Here is a 16,443-nt window from a genome sequence, read left to right on the forward strand (position 1 = left end):
CTGGGCAAATGGAAGGCGGCACGCAGCCGCTGCACGAGGAGTGACATGAGCAGCTTGAGCAAGACCCTGGGTGTGCTGGACCTGTTCGGCCCCGAGCAGCTGCAGGTGGACCCGGAGACCATCGCCGCGCGCATGGGCCTCTCCAGGGCCACCGTGTACCGCTACGTGAAGGACCTTTGCGACGCCGGCCTGCTGACGAGAGTCGGCGCCGGCAGCTACGGCCTGGGGCCGCGGATCATCGAGCTGGACTGGATGATGCGCCAGTACGACCCGATCCTCAGCGCCGGCCGCGAGCTGATGCACGAGCTGGCCGACAAGACCGGCCTGGCGGTGTTCGCCAGCGTGTTCTACGACGGCCATATCATCAACACCTACATCACCGAATCCCACGACGCCTCGCACTTCGCCTTCGGCCGCGGCCACCCGCTGCCGCTGTTTCGCGGTGCGCAGTCCAAGGTGCTGGTCGCCTCGCAGAAAGGCAAACGCCTGCAGAAACTCCATGAAGAGATCGCCCGCGACCCAAGCAACCCGTACAGCACCTGCAGCTGGTCGGAGTTCGCGCGGATGGCCAAGAAAATCCGCAAGGATGGCTACAGCATCACCCACGACGAGCTCAACACCGGGCACACCGGTATCGCCGCGCCAATCGTCAGCGCCGACGAGAAGGAGGTGGTAGGCAGTATTTCGGCGGTGGGCACCACGGCCAATTTCCGGCTGCTGCGCCAGGAGACGGTACTCGACATGCTGATCGAAACCACCAGGCAAATAGCCCAGAACATGCACGCGCAGCGTTCGATACCGACGGTTGAAGCACGCGACTGAAAGTCATTGCGGGAAAGGAAAAACCGACTGCCCGCGAGCGGGCAGTCGTGCGACCAAGTGCGTGGAGCAGGCCGCCAAGAGGGTCAGGTGAACGCCGCTGGGGTGGCGCATCGTTCACGATCTTCATGCTGGGCTTTAGCTATTTGGCTGCAACGCGGCGAAAGCGGCCATTTGCAGTGGTGGGCTAAAGCCCACCCTACAGATCGTGCCGGCCTCATAGGGTGGGCCGGGCGGCGATCCGCTTCAGCCCACCAATATGAGCAGGTTTGAAATCGCAACACGACCGTCCGCTCCTGCCTTTTAGCTACCCGTCGCCATGCCTAGAGGGATCGTGAACAGGTCCTTAGAACGGCACGATGACCATCAGCTGGCTGTAGACGTTGGTGCCATTGCCGCCAACCTGGCTGCCGATACCACCGTTGTCCGAACTCTTCTTCGGCTGATACAGGCCCACCAGCGGCGAGAGGGTCAGGTGGTCGTTGACCGCCCATTCGGCATACAGGTCGAGCTCGCGCGCGTCGCGGTTGATGGTGTCGCGGTCGTGCAGCGTGCTGAAGTCGAAGTACAGCGCGCCCAGGGTCAGCCCTTCCATCGGCGTGGCTTTCAACCCCACGTGGTGAATACCGGTGTTGGTGTTGAACGGGCCCGCATAGTTGGCCGCCACCTCGCCCTGGAACCAGGTGCCATAGCCGGTGCTGAGGCCGGTGAACAGCGAATCCCAACCGCCCGAGAAACGCGTGTAGCGGTAGGTCAGGCTCGGCGCCCAGGGCGCATCGGCAAAGGTGTAACCGGCCTCGGCGTACCAGCCTTTCTCCACGCCGGTATCGACGTCCTGCCAGGCATATTCGAAGGCGAAGTTGGCATTGTCGATGCCGGCGCTGCCTTCGCCACGGATGCTGTACAGGTTCATGTTGTCGCGCTGCGCCTGGATCGGGTTGGCCCAGCGTTTATTGACGTCCAGGCCATGGATCCAGGTCAGGCCCAGGGTGCCGGCGTCGGTGGTGTAGTCCAGGGTACCGGCGGCCAGCTCGGTCTCGGCCTGCACGCGGTTGTCGGACTTGAGCCACAGCACCGAGCCATGCACGCCCTCCTGGCCACCGAGGCGCAACACCGCAGTACGGTCGAAGGCATGCCGCGCAGCGGCGTAATAGGCGCCACCGCGGTTGAGGCTGCCGCCGTTCGGCCCCTGGGGGCCGTTGCCCAGGTTGGTGCCGTCGTCATTGATCAGGAAGCCGCGCCCCAGCTTGATCACCTGGCGCCCGGCGGAGAAATCCACGCCATCCTGGCCGAGGGCCGGAAACAGGTCGCCGGAGCGCCAACCCAGGTAGGCCTCCTCGATCTTGGTGGTGCGCTCGGAGCCATCGGTATTGCCGCCGGCGTCGCCATCGCCCCAGGTCGCCGAGCTGACCAGGCTGAAGGCGCCATAGGCGGTGCCTGCACCCGCCAGCCCCTGATCGCCGCTCAAGCCGTACTTGATGAACCCCTCGCGCCAGGTCGAGCCGCCGCGGGTGCCGTCGTAGTTCTTGCGGCTGTTCATCATGCCCAACACGGCCAGTACGTCGGCGTTGAGGTGGGTGTCTTCGTCGCTGTACAGCTCCACGGCACCCGCTGGCGCCGCCAACCCGAAGGCCAGGCTCAGGGCCAGGCCGCCGCTGCAAAGGCCGATGACCCGGTTGCGATGCTCCATGGTGATGCTCCTTTCACTTCGCTTGCATTATTGTTGTTGGCGTTGAATCGACTGGATCCGGGGGCCGCGCGGGTGCGTCACGCCGCCCCCGGCTTGCGCACGTAGAGCAATTGCTGGCCGGTGAACTCGAGCAGCCCCTCGAGGCCGAACTCGACCCCGAAACCGGACATCTTGCTGCCGCCGAACGGCGTATTCGGCTGGATCTGCGCATGGCAGTTGACCCAGGCCACACCACTCTCCAGGCGCTTGGCGACCGCCAGCGCCTGCTCGGCATCCGGCCCCCAGACCGAACCGCCCAGGCCCATGTCGCTGTCGTTGGCGGCGCGTAGCACCTCCTCGACATCGCGGTAGGCGATCACGGGCAGCACCGGGCCGAACTGTTCCTCGTCCACCAGGCGGTCACCGTTGTTCACGCCGCTGACGATGGTCGGCGGGTAGAAGAACCCCGGGCGCGCCAGGCGCTCGCCACCACACAGCACCCGGGCGCCCTTGCCGCGGGCGTCCTCCACCAGCTCGGTGACCAGCGCCAGTTGCTCGCTGTTCTGCACCGGGCCGAAGGTCACGCCCTCCTCCAGGCCGTCGCCGATCACCTGGCGCCCGGCGATGGCCACCAGCGCGTCGGCGAATGCCTGCTGCTGCGACTCGTGCACATACAGGCGCTTGAGCGCCGCGCAGGTCTGGCCCATGTTGAGGAACGCGGCCTGGAAGATCGCCTCGGCCGTTTCCTCGACCGCGGTGCCGGGCAGCACGATGGCCGCATCGTTGCCGCCCAGCTCCAGAGTCAGACGCTTGAGGTTGCCGGCCGCCGCCTGCATGACCCGCTGGCCGGTTGCCGTGGAGCCGGTGAAGACGATCTTGTCGATGCCCGGGTGGCTGGAAATCGCACTGCCGAAGCCGCGCTCACCGGTGATGATGTTGATCACCCCGTTGGGCACGTGCCGGGCGATGATCTCGACCAGGGCGATGGTGCTCAGCGGGGTCAGGCTCGACGGCTTGCTGATCACGCAGTTGCCCGCCCGCAGCGCCGGCATGATGTGCCAGATGGCGATCATGAACGGCCAGTTCCACGGCGTGATCGAGGCCACCACGCCCAGCGGTTTGCGGTGCAGTTCGACGCGCTGGGTGGCGTTGTCCTCGATCAGCTCGACGGGAATTTCCTGGGCGGCCGCGTAGCGGGTCCAGGCGACACCGCCCATGACCTCGGAAAATGCCAGCGCCAGCGGCTTGCCCTGCTCGCGGACGATCAGCCGTGCCAGGCGCTCGGCGTCCTGCTCGATGGCATCGGCGATGTGCTGCAGGCAGGCGCTGCGCTCGGCGTGGCCTGTCAGCTGCCAGCCGGCGAACGCCCTGCGGGCCGCTGCCACGGCCAGGTCAAGCTGGGCCAGGGAGCCGGCCGTGCACTGGGCGACGGCGGTTTCGGTGGCCGGGTTGAGCACCTCGAAGTGGCCACCCTCGCCCGCTACGCGGGCACCGTCGATCAGCATGCGATAGTCGTTCATGGAAAAGCTCCCGTGCACCACCGCCAGCAGCGCTGCACGGTGGGTTTCGTGTCGATGATAGGAAGGCGGTGCTTACAGCTTGTGGCTGCCCAGCTTGGCGAAGCATTCCGGCGATTTGCGGCGCAGGCGCATGGCCAGCAGCACACCGCCGATCAGGGCCGCCGGAATCACTGCACAGAGCGCGTAGGAGATCGCCTTGCTGGAGCCGGTCAACACATCGAAGTGGATCACCGCGATCACCAGCACGATGCTCAAGGCCACGCAGGAGAACGCCGGCAGGATCAGGCGCCGCAGCACGCCCAGCTGCAATTGCGGGTTGCGCTTGAAGTACATCAGCACCGCCGCCGAGGTCAGCGCCATCAGCAGCAGCAGGCACAGCGTGGCCAGGCTGGAGAACCAGGCGAACAGCTGCAGGATCGGGTCGGCTTCCATCACCGCGAAGATCAGCACCACCACCGCGGCGATCAGGCTCTGCAGGGCCGAGCCCATGTGCGGGCTCTGGTGAATGCGGTGGGTCAGGCCCAGGGACTTGGGCAGCATGCCGTCACGGCCGATGGCGTAGAAGTAGCGCGCCGCCGAGTTGTGGAAGGCCAGCAGGCCGGCGTAGATGCTGACCACGAACAGCACGCGGATCACCTGGGTCAGCTGGGGGCCGACGTAATGGTCGGACAGGCCGTAGATGAAGGTGGTCGGATCGGTCAGCGCCTGCAGGGTCGGCACGATCTTGTCGGTGCCCACGCCGATGACCATCGACCAGATCGAGAGGGCGTAGAAGCAGCCGATCAGCAGCACCGACACATAGGTGGCGATGGGGATGGCACGCTGCGGGTTCTTCGCCTCTTCACCGTAGATGGTGGTCGCCTCGAAGCCGATGAATGCAGCGAAGCAGAACAGCAGGCCGATCGACGGATTGCCGCTGAACACGTGCTCGGCCTTGAAGGAATCGAAATTCACCCCGCTGTCGCCACCGCTGCGCAGGATGGCGATGTCCAGCACCAGGATCGCCAGGTATTCGGCGATCACGATCAACGACAGCACCCGCGCCGACAGGTCGATATTGCGGTAGCCGAGGATCGCCACGCTGGCCATGGCCAGCAGCGAATACGCCCACCACGGCAGGTCGATGGCGAACACGCTGGACATGGTGCCGGCCACCACGCCGCCGAACATGCCGTACAGGCCGACCTGCAGGATGTTGTAGGCGAACATCGCCAGCACCCCGGCCGCCCCACCCGCCAGCCCACCCAGGCCCCGCGAGGAGAAGGCGTAGAAACCGCCGGCATTGGTCACATGCCGCGCCATGGTGGTGTAACCCACCGCGAACGACAGCAGCACCAGCAGGGCCAGCACCAGCAGCGCCGGGGTGCCGGCGCCGCTGCCGAGCATGATGCCGATCGGGAAACCGCCGGCCAGCACGCTCAGCGGACTGGCTGCCGAGACCACGAAGAAGATGATGAAACCGACACTCAGGGCGCCACGCCGCAGCTCGTTCGAGCCGGCGGGCGGACTCATGGATACGCTCATTCTCTTGACCTTATTTTATGAGGCAGTTGCTCAGGGGCCGGAAGAAGGCGACGCGCCCGCCTGGCCGACCGAAACGCTGTTGTTATGCGCTGACGAAATCGATCCTAGGCCGTTCCCCTGCGCTGTGTTAGCCCAAATTGGCAGCCAAAAAAACGCCCCGTAGCCAACATGGATCACGGCCATATAGCGCCATGGCGTGAGGCTGCCGATTTGGGATAACGCCGGCGGGGTGCGCGCTTCTAGCATCGCCCCCAGAGGGGACAGCGGTGACGACACGCCGCCCCGGCCCCACCATAAGAACAATAGGCCTGCGAGGGCTCGAGCATGATCCGGGACGCATTGCGGCCATCGTCACGCCCCATGGATGCCGCGGGCGAAGTGGATCTCCGCGGCCTGGCCGGGCTGGTCGACCTTCACCTGCACGAGGGCGGTGGCTGCGCTGCTGGTTGCCGGCCCACCGGGGGAAATCGCCGGCCTGGACTTCGACGAACACAGCAGCCTGATACGGCGGGTGGTGGAACGGATCCAGGGCGAGATCCCGGTGTTCGCCGGCAGCAGTGGCTGCATCGCCGCGATCTCCCGGGAGTGATGCCATGAAAGCCCTGCTCTGCCTTCTCGCCCTGCTCACCTGCAACAGCGCTCATGCCCAACCTGTGCTGCGCTTTCTGAGCTGGCAGGACTACTTCGACCCGGCGGTAATCGAGGACTTTCAACAGAGCACCGGCATCCGCGTCGAGTATCAGGGCTTCACCACCGCCGAGGAACTGATGCAGGCCATGCAGTCAGGCACGGCCTATGACGTGATCGTGCCGTCGCACTTCATGCTCAAGGAGCTGATCAGCAGCGACAAGCTGGCAACGCTGGACACCGCCCGCCTGGCCCATTACAAGCAACTCGACCCCTGGCTGCTGTCGATGCTCGCCGGCCAGCAGGCAACCACGCAGCATGTGGTGCCCTACCTGTGGGGCTCGGTCGGTATCGCGGTGGACAGGGCCAAGGCTCAGGCCGCCTATCAGGGGCCACTGCCGTCGAGCTGGAGCCTGCTGTTCGAGCCTCAGCAGGTGGCGCGCCTGTTCGCTTGCGGTGTGAGCCTGCCCGACGCGCCCCAGGAAGTGTCCTCGCTGATGCTCAACTACAAGGGCCGCAACCCGGCGGTCAGCAGCCCGCGGCAGATCAGCAAGGCTCTGCAGCCGCTCGAGCCGCTGATGCCGCGGTTCGCCGAGCTGAACAACTGGAGCTATATCGACGCCCTGGCCACGGGGCGGCTGTGCCTGGCCATGAGCTGGAGTGGCCATGCCCTGATGGCCATCGAGAAGAACCCGGCGCTGAGCTACCTGATCCCTGACGAGGGCGCGGCGATGTACATCGACACCCTGGCCATCCCCGCCAACGCGCCCAACCCGGCGCTGGCCTACCGCTTCATCGACTTCATGATCGCCCCGGATAACGCCGTGCGTAATGCTCGCGCCACGCGCTTCTACGCGCCACTGCCGAGCGACTCGCCGATCATGCAGGGCTTTGCCAAGGCGCACCCGATGCAGGTGATGAGCGCCGCCCAGCGGCGCGGCAGCTACCTGCTGGAGTCCCTGAGCGATGCCCAGAAGGTGGCCCTCCATGGCACCTGGCAGAAACTCAAGGCGGCTCGCCAATGACGCCATGACGCTGCTAGGCAACTTGGGCCGTGCCTAGATGACAGCACCGGCGAATGCCTGGCGACGCCATTTCCAACACCCGTACCCCACGAAGAACTCCTTGCGCCGATAGAACCAGTATTCCACCGCGCAGTGCAGTCAGCAGACCCTGCTGCACTGCGGCTAAAAACAAGAGAGAGCGCCATGTTCAATTCGATGTCCATCCGGCTGAAAATCGTTCTGCTATCCGGTCTGTGCCTGCTGGGTGTGACAGCCCTGATCGTGGGCATGAACCTCTACCAGAGCGCCGAGAACAACCAGCTGACCCGTGCATCGAGCAAGCAGATGCTCACCGCCAGTGTCGAGCGCCTGCTTGAGGCCCAGGCGGCCGAACAGGCGGTGAGGCTGCAACGCACCTTCAACGAGAACCTGCTGGTGACCCAGAGCCTGGCCGACCAGGTCAATGACCTGCGCGCCCTGGCCACCAGCGTCGGCATGCCGGCCAGCGAGCTGCGCGCGGCGCTCAATCAGAGCGTCAGGACCGTCTTCGAGCGCAACACCAAGGTGCTGGGCGTCTGGGTGGTGTTCGAACCCAATGCGCTGGATGGCCGCGATGCCGAATTCGTCGACGACCTTGCCCATGGCTCCAACGAACGCGGCCGGTTCTCCAGTGGCTGGACGCGCAGCACAGCGCAACAGGTGAACATCGTGATCACCGAAAGCGACCTCGGCAAAACCGAGCTGAGCATCAGCGGCACGCCCTACAACAGCTGGTATACCTGCCCCCGTGAGCGCAAGAGCGCCTGCCTGCTGGAGCCCTATGCCGATACCCTGGAAGGCGTCCGGTTCATGATGACTTCGCTGTCGATTCCGTTGATGGACGGCGACAAGGTGATTGCCACAGTGGGGGTCGACCTCGAGCTAGCCGCCCTGCAGGCCGCTGCCAGCGAAGCCCAGCGCGGCCTGTTCGACAATGCCGGTCGCGTACTGATCGTCTCGCCAAGCGGCACCCTGGCCGCCTACAGCACCGACGACAAGCAGATCGGCAAGAACATCGGCGAAGCCCAGGGCGAACAAGGCAGCAATCTACTCGCCGCGCTGGGCAACCAGACGCCTAGCGTGTTCAGCCAGGGCGACTTCATCCACGCGGTCTACCCGGTCAATCCCATCGCCGATACCAAGCCCTGGGGCGTGGCCATCGGCCTGCCCGAAAAGGTCCTGCTGGCCGATGCGGTAAAACTGCAGAACCTGCTCGACCAGGCCCAGACCAGCGGCACCTTCAAGGCCCTGGCCGTGGCGCTGGTGGCTTGCCTGGTGGGCCTGGTGTTGATCTGGCTGACCGCCTCCGGCGTCACCCGGCCGATCAACGAAGTGGCCCGCATGCTCGAAGGCATTGCCAGCGGCGAAGGCGACCTGACCCAGCGCCTGCGCTATAACAAGCGCGACGAACTGGGCGAGCTGGCGAGCTGGTTCAACCGCTTCCTCGACAAGCTGCAGCCGACCATCGCGCAGATCAAGCGGAGCATCACCGAAGCGCGCAGCACCGCCGACCAGTCTTCGCATATCGCCAGCCAGACCAGCGACGGCATGCAGATCCAGTTCCGCGAAGTCGATCAGGTCGCCACCGCGTCCAACGAAATGAGCGCCACCGCCCAGGAAGTCGCCAGCAGCGCCTCCAAGGCTGCCGAAGCCGCCCTTGGCGCCGACGAATCGGCTCAGCAAAGCCGCACCATCATCGAGCGCAGCAGCAAGGACATTCGCACCCTGGCCGATGAGATCAGCAAGGCAGTGACCGAGGTCGAAGCCCTGGCGGTCAACAGCGAACAGATCGGCTCGGTGCTCGAAGTGATTCGCAGCATCGCCGAGCAGACCAACCTGCTGGCCTTGAACGCCGCCATCGAAGCAGCCCGCGCCGGCGACAGCGGCCGCGGTTTCGCAGTAGTCGCCGACGAAGTCCGCAATCTGGCCCGGCGCACCCAGGATTCGGTCGAGGAAATCCGCCAGGTCATCGAACGCATCCAGGGCGCCACCCGTGGCGTGGTCACTACCATGCACAGCAGCCAGCAGCATGCGCAGGGCAACGTCGAGCAGATCCAGCACGCCGCCCAGGCCCTGGGCCGGATCAGCGACGCGGTGTCGGTGATCAGCGACATGAACCTGCAGATCGCCAGCGCTGCGGAACAACAGAGCGCAGTGGCCGAAGAGGTCAACCGCAACGTCGCCGCCATCCGCAGCGTGACCGAAACCCTTACCGAACAGGCCACCGAATCGGCGAAGGTCAGCAGCCAGCTCAACACCCTGGCCAACCAGCAAATGAAGCTGATGGATCAGTTCAAGGTGTAGCGCCTCCCATGATGGCGATCAGCGCCCTCTCCTTCCGATGGCTGATCAGTGCTGCAAGCGCGCCGCCAGTGTCGACAGGTCGCCGGACAGCCCCTGCATGGCGCGGCTCGCCGATTCGCTGCGCTGCAGGTCGGCTTCATTGCTTTGGGCGATGGACACGATCTCGGCCAGGTTGCGGGCGATGTCCTCGGCCACCGAGGTCTGTTCCTCGGCCGCCGTGGCGATCTGCCGGTTCATGTCACGGATGGCTTCCACCGCCTGGGTGATGCTGTGCAGGCGCTCGCCGGCCACCCCGACCTGGGCACGACCGGCCGCACTCTGCTGCGCCCCGGTAGCGATCGCCGCGCTGGCTTCCTTGGAGGCGCCCTGAACATTGGCGATCAGCTGGTGAATCTCGCTGATCGAACTCGCGGTGCGCGAAGACAGGTTGCGCACTTCATCGGCCACCACCGCGAAGCCGCGGCCGGCCTCACCGGCGCGCGCGGCCTCGATGGCGGCATTGAGGGCCAGCAGGTTGGTCTGGTCGGCAATGCCGCGGATCACTTCCAGCACACCGCCGATGCGCTCGCTGTCGCTGTCGAGCCGGGTGATGACCTCGGCGGTGCGGGTGATCTCCCCGTGCAGGCGCTCGATGGTGGCGATGGTACTGGCCATGGTGCTTTCACCCTCCTGGGCCGCCTGATCGGCCTGGTCGGCGGCTCGCGCCGCACTGGCTGCATGGCGCGCCACCTCTTCGGCCGTGGCGCTCATCTCGTGCATGGCGGTGGCCACCTGATCGGTGCGGGTGAACTGGTCGCGAATTCCCTGGCCGATATGCCCGGCTACGCTGCTCAGTTCCTGTGTGGCGGCGTCCAGCTCACCGGTGCCGCGGCGCAGTTGCTGGGACAGCGCCTGCATGAATTCGCGCAGGCGGTTGGCGGCCTCGGCCAGCTGCCCGACCTCATCCTCACGACCTTCGCTCAGGCGCTCGCCGAACTGTCCGCGGCTGAGCAGTTCGAGCTGCCCGGTGGCCTGCAGCAGCGGCGTGGTAATGCGTCGGTTGACCAGCCACGCGCTGAACAGCGCCAGCAGCACGCCGAGACCGAGCATCGCCAGGCTGCCGAACAACACGCTGCGCTGGGCGTTTTCACTCAACTGCCCGGCGCTGGCCTGGCTACGCGTGTGCAGTTCGTCGACCAGTAACGACAGCTGCTCGGTAGTGGCTCGGTCGATGCCCTTTACCGCGGCATCGCCAGCCTGGGCGGAAAACCCTGCTGCGGCAAAGGCCTGATAACCACGGCGATAGGCCTGCCCCATCTCGGCGTGGGCAGCGCGCAACTCGCTCAGCCGCTGGCGCAGCTCGGCGCTGTCCGCTGTTTCGATCAGCGTGCCGATCTGCGTCTGCACCCGTTGCTCTTCATCCTGGAACTGCTGCCAGTAACGGTTGCGCTGCGCTTCGTCAGCGCCGCGCAAGAGCACGTTCTTCCATTCCTGAACCTGGATCTTGAAGGCCAGGTTGGCGCCATCCACCTGGCGTGCTTCTTCCAGCGGGCCTCCCAGTAGCGCTCCATAGCCATCCAATTGGCGCGACAACAACGCAAAACCAGCCAGCGCAATCAGCAACATCAACACCAGGCCACCGCCAATCAGCAATACCAATTGGGCACGCAGCGAACGACCAAAGCTCATGGAATTCTCGAACGGGAAGGAAGGTGCGGCGAGCTTATGAAGATTGCATGACAGATATGTTGCAGCTAGATAACCAGCCGTCTAAATAGCCGGATGATTGGGGATATCACCTGGGTAAAGGCCAGCGGGCGCAGTCTAGGGTTTGCTGATCCGCTTCCGGGCCTGCTGCTCGGCCTCCTGCATGGCGGCGGACAGCAGCCCGGAGCAGGCCAGCACACCGGCGCCCCTGGAAAGGCATTCATAGCGCTGCTGGTCATCGGCCGAACTGCCGAGGCAATCCTGCAAGGTGATCCGCTGCTCGGCGCCGGCCAGGTTCTGTTGGCCCTGTTGGAATTCGGCGGCGGTAATGCGGCCGGCATCCCGGCGTTGCTGGGCAATCTCGCGCAGGTTCTTGAGGTCGATGACCGTCCAGCGCATGGCGCTCTGGCACATATCGCGTTTCGAGGTCTTGCCGGCGGCAGGCTCCTGCGTCGCGGCCTGAACGGGCGCCACGGCGGCAGGCGCTGGCGTCTCAGCAGCGTAGCCGGGCTTGATCGTCAGCGTCTCGACCTGCTGCTGAGCCGCCGGTGGCTGGCTGCCGAAATGCTTCCGGCCATTGCCGTCCACCCAGCTGTACACCTGGCTCAGCGCCTGGGTGGAAAGGCTGCACAGCACGAGCAACGCGAGCGTCGGGCGAACGAGCATGATCGATAAATCCTTTTACTGAGCGCGGGCTGCGCTGCGGGCAATCTAGAACCAGGCGGGGGCTTTGCCAAGGGGCAGGCGCATTACCCGGCTGATAACGGCGAGCGAGCCCACGATGGCTTTGCATAAAGTTGCCGCAACGACGCGGCCAAGACTGCATACAATGCCCATCCGCTTTCAGCTCCCCACAAGGACCCAGCCGCCATGGCCTCTCCCGACAAGCAGAAAAAACGCGCCCAGCGGGCCAAGACCAAGGCCAGGCAGAACCGCATGGACAAGCCCAAGGCCAATGTCGTGCATCCGCTGCTGGCCAACCCGCAGATCGACGAGCCCTTCGATGACGTGGAGATCGACCTCAGCACCTTCGACTTCAAGGACATCGAGGAAAACGGCTTCGACCCGGCGCACTTCGATGACCTGTTCCAGGCCATGCACAAGGCCGAAACCCTCAGCCTGCTCGCCCTGTGCCTGGTGTTCTTGCAGTACCCGGTGCTCGAACTGGTGGTCGCCGAGGAAGACCCGCAAGCGGCGACCGATTTCATGATGGGCCTGCTGATCGTCTATCGCAGCCTGTTCCACGGCGAAGACGAAGATGCCGCCGTGCAGTGGATCAGCGGCGAAAGTTTCCAGACGGCCTACAACCAGGCCTCGGAGATCTTGCAGAAGAAGAATGCCCGTGGCGGTGCGCGCGCCTGACCGCTAGTTAGTCAGTGCTTCCATAAAGCCCGGCCTCGGCCTCGCGCATGAAGATCTCCACCGTCTTCGGGCCGATGCCCTCGAACGCCAGCAAGCGCTGCGCGAAGTCATGCCGGCTGGGGCTTTGCCGGCGGATGGCGGTGACGCTGCCGTCGTATTCGGCCATCAACTTGCGGCTGAGCTTATGCAGCCGCGCCGCAGTGGAAATGTCGTAACGCACGTAGCGGGCCTGGCCAAGCAGCCGCACCAACTCCTGCTGGCTGCAGCCGGCGAGCCTGGCGGGCGTATCCAGCCCGCGCTGCTCGACGAGGATCCGGTAGGCCCGTTCAGCCACCGCCTGCTGGATCGGCTTGCCGAACACGAAGCTCGCCAGCAGCCACTTGAACAGCGCCTTTTTATCGGCCTTTTCGAGCCCGGCCGCAAGCCCGAGCTGCTCTGCGCTGATGCGTTTTTCGGCCATGCATGTCCTCCCCGCCCATCCGCCACACCCTGGCAGGAACGCCAGAGCGACATTTACCCAACCTGCCCTACCTGATGTCAGAGCGCTGCCGGCCCATGAGGTTTCAGCCGCAATTGGCTGGCGAGCCAGGCGCTCACCGTTGCAGCCCGTCTCTGCACAGGCCTTGCCCGCCGGCTTGTCGGCCCCTTTATCAACCCGGTCGATAGCCACCATGCGCCAGAGCCTCTCGAATAGCCGGCGTAATCGGGCTAGCCTCGCGTTCACATGCATTGCCCCATCACGCCGATAGCGAGGATTCGATGACCCAATCAACCTATGTTCCGCCAAAGGTATGGCAGCACCTTGAAGCTTCCGGTGGCCAGTTCTCCAAGATCAACCGCCCCACCGCCGGCGCGACCCATGACAAGGAACTGCCGGTCGGCCAGCACCCGCTGCAGCTCTACTCCCTGGCAACGCCCAATGGCGTGAAGGTGACCATCCTGCTCGAGGAGCTGCTGGCCCTGGGGCACAGCGACGCCGAATACGACGCCTGGCTGATCCGCATTGGCGAAGGCGACCAGTTCTCCAGCGGCTTCGTGGGCGTCAACCCGAACTCGAAGATTCCGGCCCTGCTCGACCGCAGTGGCGATACGCCGATCCGCGTGTTCGAGTCCGGCTCGATCCTGCTGTACCTGGCAGAGAAGTTCGGCGAGTTGCTGCCCAAGGACCTGGCCGGCCGCACCGAAACCCTCAACTGGCTGTTCTGGCAGATGGGCTCGGCGCCCTACCTGGGCGGCGGCTTCGGGCACTTCTACGCCTACGCCCCGGAGAAGTTCGAATACGCCATCAACCGCTTCACCATGGAAGCCAAGCGCCAGCTGGATGTGCTCAACCAGCGCCTCGCGGAGAATCGCTACCTGGCCGGCGACACCTACAGCACCGCCGACATCGCCGTGTGGCCCTGGTATGGCGAACTGGTGCGCAACAACGTCTATGGCGCCGCCGAATTCCTCGCCGCCCACGAATACCCCCACGTACAACGCTGGGCCAACGAGATCGCCGAGCGTGACGCGGTAAAACGCGGCCGCCGCGTCAACCGCACCTGGGGCGAGGAAGCCGAGCAGGTGCCCGAGCGGCATCAGGCGGCGGATCTGGACAACGCCTGAGACGCTGATAACGCCGGCAAACGCCGTGCGCAGGATGGACAAACACAAGCCCCGATGCCGTTCAGCATCGGGGCTTGGTTTTGTCGTGGGGTGGTAACGGGCCGAACCCCGAAGTGCCGCGCCCGACAGGGCCAGGCGGGGCGCCTCGGCCTAGCGGTTGACCAGCTTGGCTGGCAGGGCGATCACCAGCAGGCAGCTGAGGATCAGGCACCCGGCGAAGAACCACAGCGCCGCGTGGCTGGTGCCGGTCAGGTCGGTGACCAGGCCCATCAGCGAGTTGCTCACCAGGCCGGCGATATTGGCTAGCGAGCAGGCCAGCGCAAAACCGGTTGCCGCAGCCGTGCCCTTGAGAAAGGTCGCCGGCAGGCTGAAGAACACCGGCACGGCACCGATGATCGCCGCCGAAGCGATGGCGAACAGCGTCACGGTCATCACCAGGTTGTGGCTGAACAGCGTGCTGCTGGCCATGGCCGCGGCACCGACGATGAAGGGCACGATGATGTGCCAGCGCCGCTCGCGATGACGATCCGAGCTGGCGCCGATCAGCAGCATGCCGGCCAGGGCCGCCAGGCTGGGAATGGCGGTCAGCAGGCCGATATGAAAGGTATCGGTCACCCCGGTGTTGCGGATGAAGGTCGGCATCCAGAAGCCCATGGCGTAGGCGCTGAGCAGGATCGAGAAGTCGATGCCGCCGAGCATCCACACCTTGAGGTTGAAGAAGCCGTCACGAAAGCTGTGCTTGCTGTCCTTGCCTTCCGCGTCGTCGGCCGCCAGGTCACTGGCCAGTTGCGCCTTTTCCTCGGCACTGAGCCACTTCGCCTGATTGAAGTGATTGGGCAACGCCCAGAAGGTGAGGATGCCGAGCAGCACGCTGGGAATCGCCTCGAGCAGGAACAGCCACTGCCAGCCGCGCAGGCCGTTGACCTGGTCGAAGTGGTTCATGATCCACCCGGAGATCGGCCCGCCGATCACGCTGGACAGCGGCAGGCCGATCATGAACAGCGCAATGATGCGCCCGCGTCGGTAGGTCGGGTACCAGGTGGTCAGGTAGTACAGCACACCGGGCAGGAAGCCGGCTTCGGCGGCGCCGAGCAGAAAACGGATGATGTAGAACTCGGTGGTGGTGGTGACGAACATGGTGCAGGCCGACAGCAGGCCCCAGGTGATCATGATGCGGGCGATCCACACCTTGGCACCGACCTTCTGCAGCACCAGGTTGCTGGGCACTTCGAAGAGGATGTAACCGACGAAGAACAGCCCCGCTCCGAAGCCATAGGCCGCCTCGCTGAATTGCAGGTCGCTGAGCATCTGCAGTTTGGCGAAACCGACGTTGATGCGATCCAGATAGGCCGCGAGGTAGCAGAAGCACAGGAAGGGGATGAGCTTCCAGGTCACTTTGCGGTACAGCTCCTTCGAGCTGTCGGCAGCACTGCCCATGGCGGTGCTGGTAGCGGGTACGTAAGACATTGCGTTGTCTCCTGGCGGTGACTTGTGATTGTTGTTGAAGCCAGCAGTCGTCGACGCGCTGAGCGTCGCAACGGCGACTTCCCAAGGCAGCGTCAGTGCCATGCAATGCATGGCGATCGCCCTCTTCGGCGCGATCAGTGGAACAGGCAGCGTACCGCCAACTCCTTATGGGTGAATCAGCGGGCAATCCGCTGCAGATAACCGAGTGTCTCCTCCAGGCTCACGACATCGCCGTATTTGCTGTCGATGTCGAACAGGTTGGCCTCGTGGGGCGCCTGGTGGCGATCACCGACGCACTCGCGCACGACGATGGTGCGAAAACCGTGCTGCACCCCATCCACCGCACTGGCGCGAATGCAGCCACTGGTCGAGCAGCCCGCCAGGATCAGGGTATCGATCCCCTGGGCATGCAACTGTGCAGCCAGGCTGGTACCGAAGAACACGCTGGCGTACTGCTTGGTGACCACCTGCTCCCCCGGCAACGGCGAAACCGGCACACAGAACTCGGCCAGCGGGTTGCCGTCGACCATGTCCTTCATCACCGGCGCCTTGCGCACCCACATGCCGCCGTCGGCACAATCGGCGGCCTGGTAGCGGATATTGCTGTGCACCAGCGCGATGCCCAGCCGGCGCGCCGTCTCCAGCAACGCGACCGACTGCTCCACCGCGCTGACCACACCCGGCGCGTACAGCGGCGCGCCCGGCGTGGTGTAGCCCTGCATGAAGTCGATCATCAGCAGGGCCGGCCGCGCACCGAAGCCGATACGCTGCCCCCAGACGCCCTGATAGTTGTCGCTAAGGCTCTGCCCGCTCATGG

General features: G+C 65.0%; 14 protein-coding genes. 6 read left to right on the forward strand and 8 right to left on the reverse strand.

The features are described 5' to 3' along the window. Positions 1–45 precede the first annotated feature (45 nt). Entirely contained in the window at positions 46–822 is a 777-nt protein-coding gene (locus BM154_RS03170) for an IclR family transcriptional regulator (protein WP_074880895.1), read from the forward strand. A 343-nt stretch (positions 823–1,165) separates the two neighbouring features. Here the strand turns inward: BM154_RS03170 and BM154_RS03175 are convergent, their stop codons facing one another. The 3 genes from BM154_RS03175 to BM154_RS03185 form a co-directional block, all read right to left on the reverse strand. Continuing rightward, positions 1,166–2,509: an alginate export family protein gene (locus BM154_RS03175; protein ID WP_074880897.1), complete on the reverse strand. Its 1,344-nt coding sequence runs from the start codon at positions 2,507–2,509 to the stop codon at positions 1,166–1,168. 77 nt (positions 2,510–2,586) lie between these two features. Next, positions 2,587–4,008: an aldehyde dehydrogenase family protein gene (locus tag BM154_RS03180; RefSeq protein ID WP_074880899.1), complete on the reverse strand. Its 1,422-nt coding sequence runs from the start codon at positions 4,006–4,008 to the stop codon at positions 2,587–2,589. Between the two features lie 72 nt (positions 4,009–4,080). After that, positions 4,081–5,532 (reverse strand): APC family permease, encoded by a 1,452-nt coding sequence (locus tag BM154_RS03185; protein WP_074880900.1) that lies wholly within the window; start codon positions 5,530–5,532, stop codon positions 4,081–4,083. Between the two features lie 364 nt (positions 5,533–5,896). Here BM154_RS03185 and BM154_RS23680 point away from each other — a divergent pair, with 364 nt between their 5' ends. From BM154_RS23680 to BM154_RS03195, 3 genes are all read left to right on the forward strand, one after another. Continuing rightward, a complete protein-coding gene (locus BM154_RS23680; protein WP_139225375.1) occupies positions 5,897–6,121 on the forward strand; it encodes a dihydrodipicolinate synthase family protein in 225 nt (74 codons plus the stop codon). 4 nt (positions 6,122–6,125) lie between these two features. Then, positions 6,126–7,184 carry an extracellular solute-binding protein gene (locus BM154_RS03190; RefSeq protein WP_074880903.1) on the forward strand — a complete coding sequence of 353 codons (1,059 nt, stop codon included), beginning with the start codon at positions 6,126–6,128 and terminating at the stop codon, positions 7,182–7,184. A gap of 183 nt (positions 7,185–7,367) precedes the next feature. After that, the gene (locus tag BM154_RS03195) at positions 7,368–9,506 is read left to right on the forward strand and encodes a methyl-accepting chemotaxis protein (RefSeq protein WP_074880905.1); all 2,139 of its coding nucleotides are present in this window, start codon (positions 7,368–7,370) and stop codon (positions 9,504–9,506) included. A 45-nt stretch (positions 9,507–9,551) separates the two neighbouring features. On the opposite strand, the gene BM154_RS03200 is transcribed toward BM154_RS03195, so the two are convergent. Next, positions 9,552–11,174: a methyl-accepting chemotaxis protein gene (locus BM154_RS03200; RefSeq protein ID WP_074880907.1), complete on the reverse strand. Its 1,623-nt coding sequence runs from the start codon at positions 11,172–11,174 to the stop codon at positions 9,552–9,554. 135 nt (positions 11,175–11,309) lie between these two features. Further along, positions 11,310–11,858, reverse strand: coding sequence for a DUF4124 domain-containing protein (locus BM154_RS03205; RefSeq protein ID WP_074880909.1), 549 nt, complete (start codon positions 11,856–11,858; stop codon positions 11,310–11,312). 204 nt (positions 11,859–12,062) lie between these two features. Here BM154_RS03205 and BM154_RS03210 point away from each other — a divergent pair, with 204 nt between their 5' ends. Then, the gene (locus tag BM154_RS03210; protein WP_074880911.1) at positions 12,063–12,554 is read left to right on the forward strand and encodes a hypothetical protein; all 492 of its coding nucleotides are present in this window, start codon (positions 12,063–12,065) and stop codon (positions 12,552–12,554) included. A gap of 7 nt (positions 12,555–12,561) precedes the next feature. Here the strand turns inward: BM154_RS03210 and BM154_RS03215 are convergent, their stop codons facing one another. Beyond that, entirely contained in the window at positions 12,562–13,014 is a 453-nt protein-coding gene (locus tag BM154_RS03215) for an HhH-GDP family DNA glycosylase (protein ID WP_074880913.1), read from the reverse strand. A gap of 299 nt (positions 13,015–13,313) precedes the next feature. On the opposite strand from BM154_RS03215, the gene yghU reads away from it, so the two are divergent. Then, entirely contained in the window at positions 13,314–14,159 is an 846-nt protein-coding gene (yghU, locus tag BM154_RS03220; RefSeq protein WP_074880915.1) for a glutathione-dependent disulfide-bond oxidoreductase, read from the forward strand. 150 nt (positions 14,160–14,309) lie between these two features. Here the strand turns inward: yghU and BM154_RS03225 are convergent, their stop codons facing one another. Together BM154_RS03225 and BM154_RS03230 are read right to left on the reverse strand one after the other, a co-directional pair. Further along, positions 14,310–15,626 (reverse strand): MFS transporter, encoded by a 1,317-nt coding sequence (locus BM154_RS03225; RefSeq protein WP_074880917.1) that lies wholly within the window; start codon positions 15,624–15,626, stop codon positions 14,310–14,312. Positions 15,627–15,802: 176 nt separating this feature from the next. Beyond that, complete coding sequence (locus BM154_RS03230; RefSeq protein ID WP_074880920.1) at positions 15,803–16,441, reverse strand: N-carbamoylsarcosine amidohydrolase; 639 nt, start codon at positions 16,439–16,441, stop codon at positions 15,803–15,805. Positions 16,442–16,443: the final 2 nt, after the last annotated feature.

Origin of the sequence: Phytopseudomonas argentinensis, assembly GCF_900113905.1 — a bacterium.
In the GTDB taxonomy this organism is placed as follows: Bacteria; Pseudomonadota; Gammaproteobacteria; order Pseudomonadales; family Pseudomonadaceae; genus Aquipseudomonas; species Aquipseudomonas argentinensis.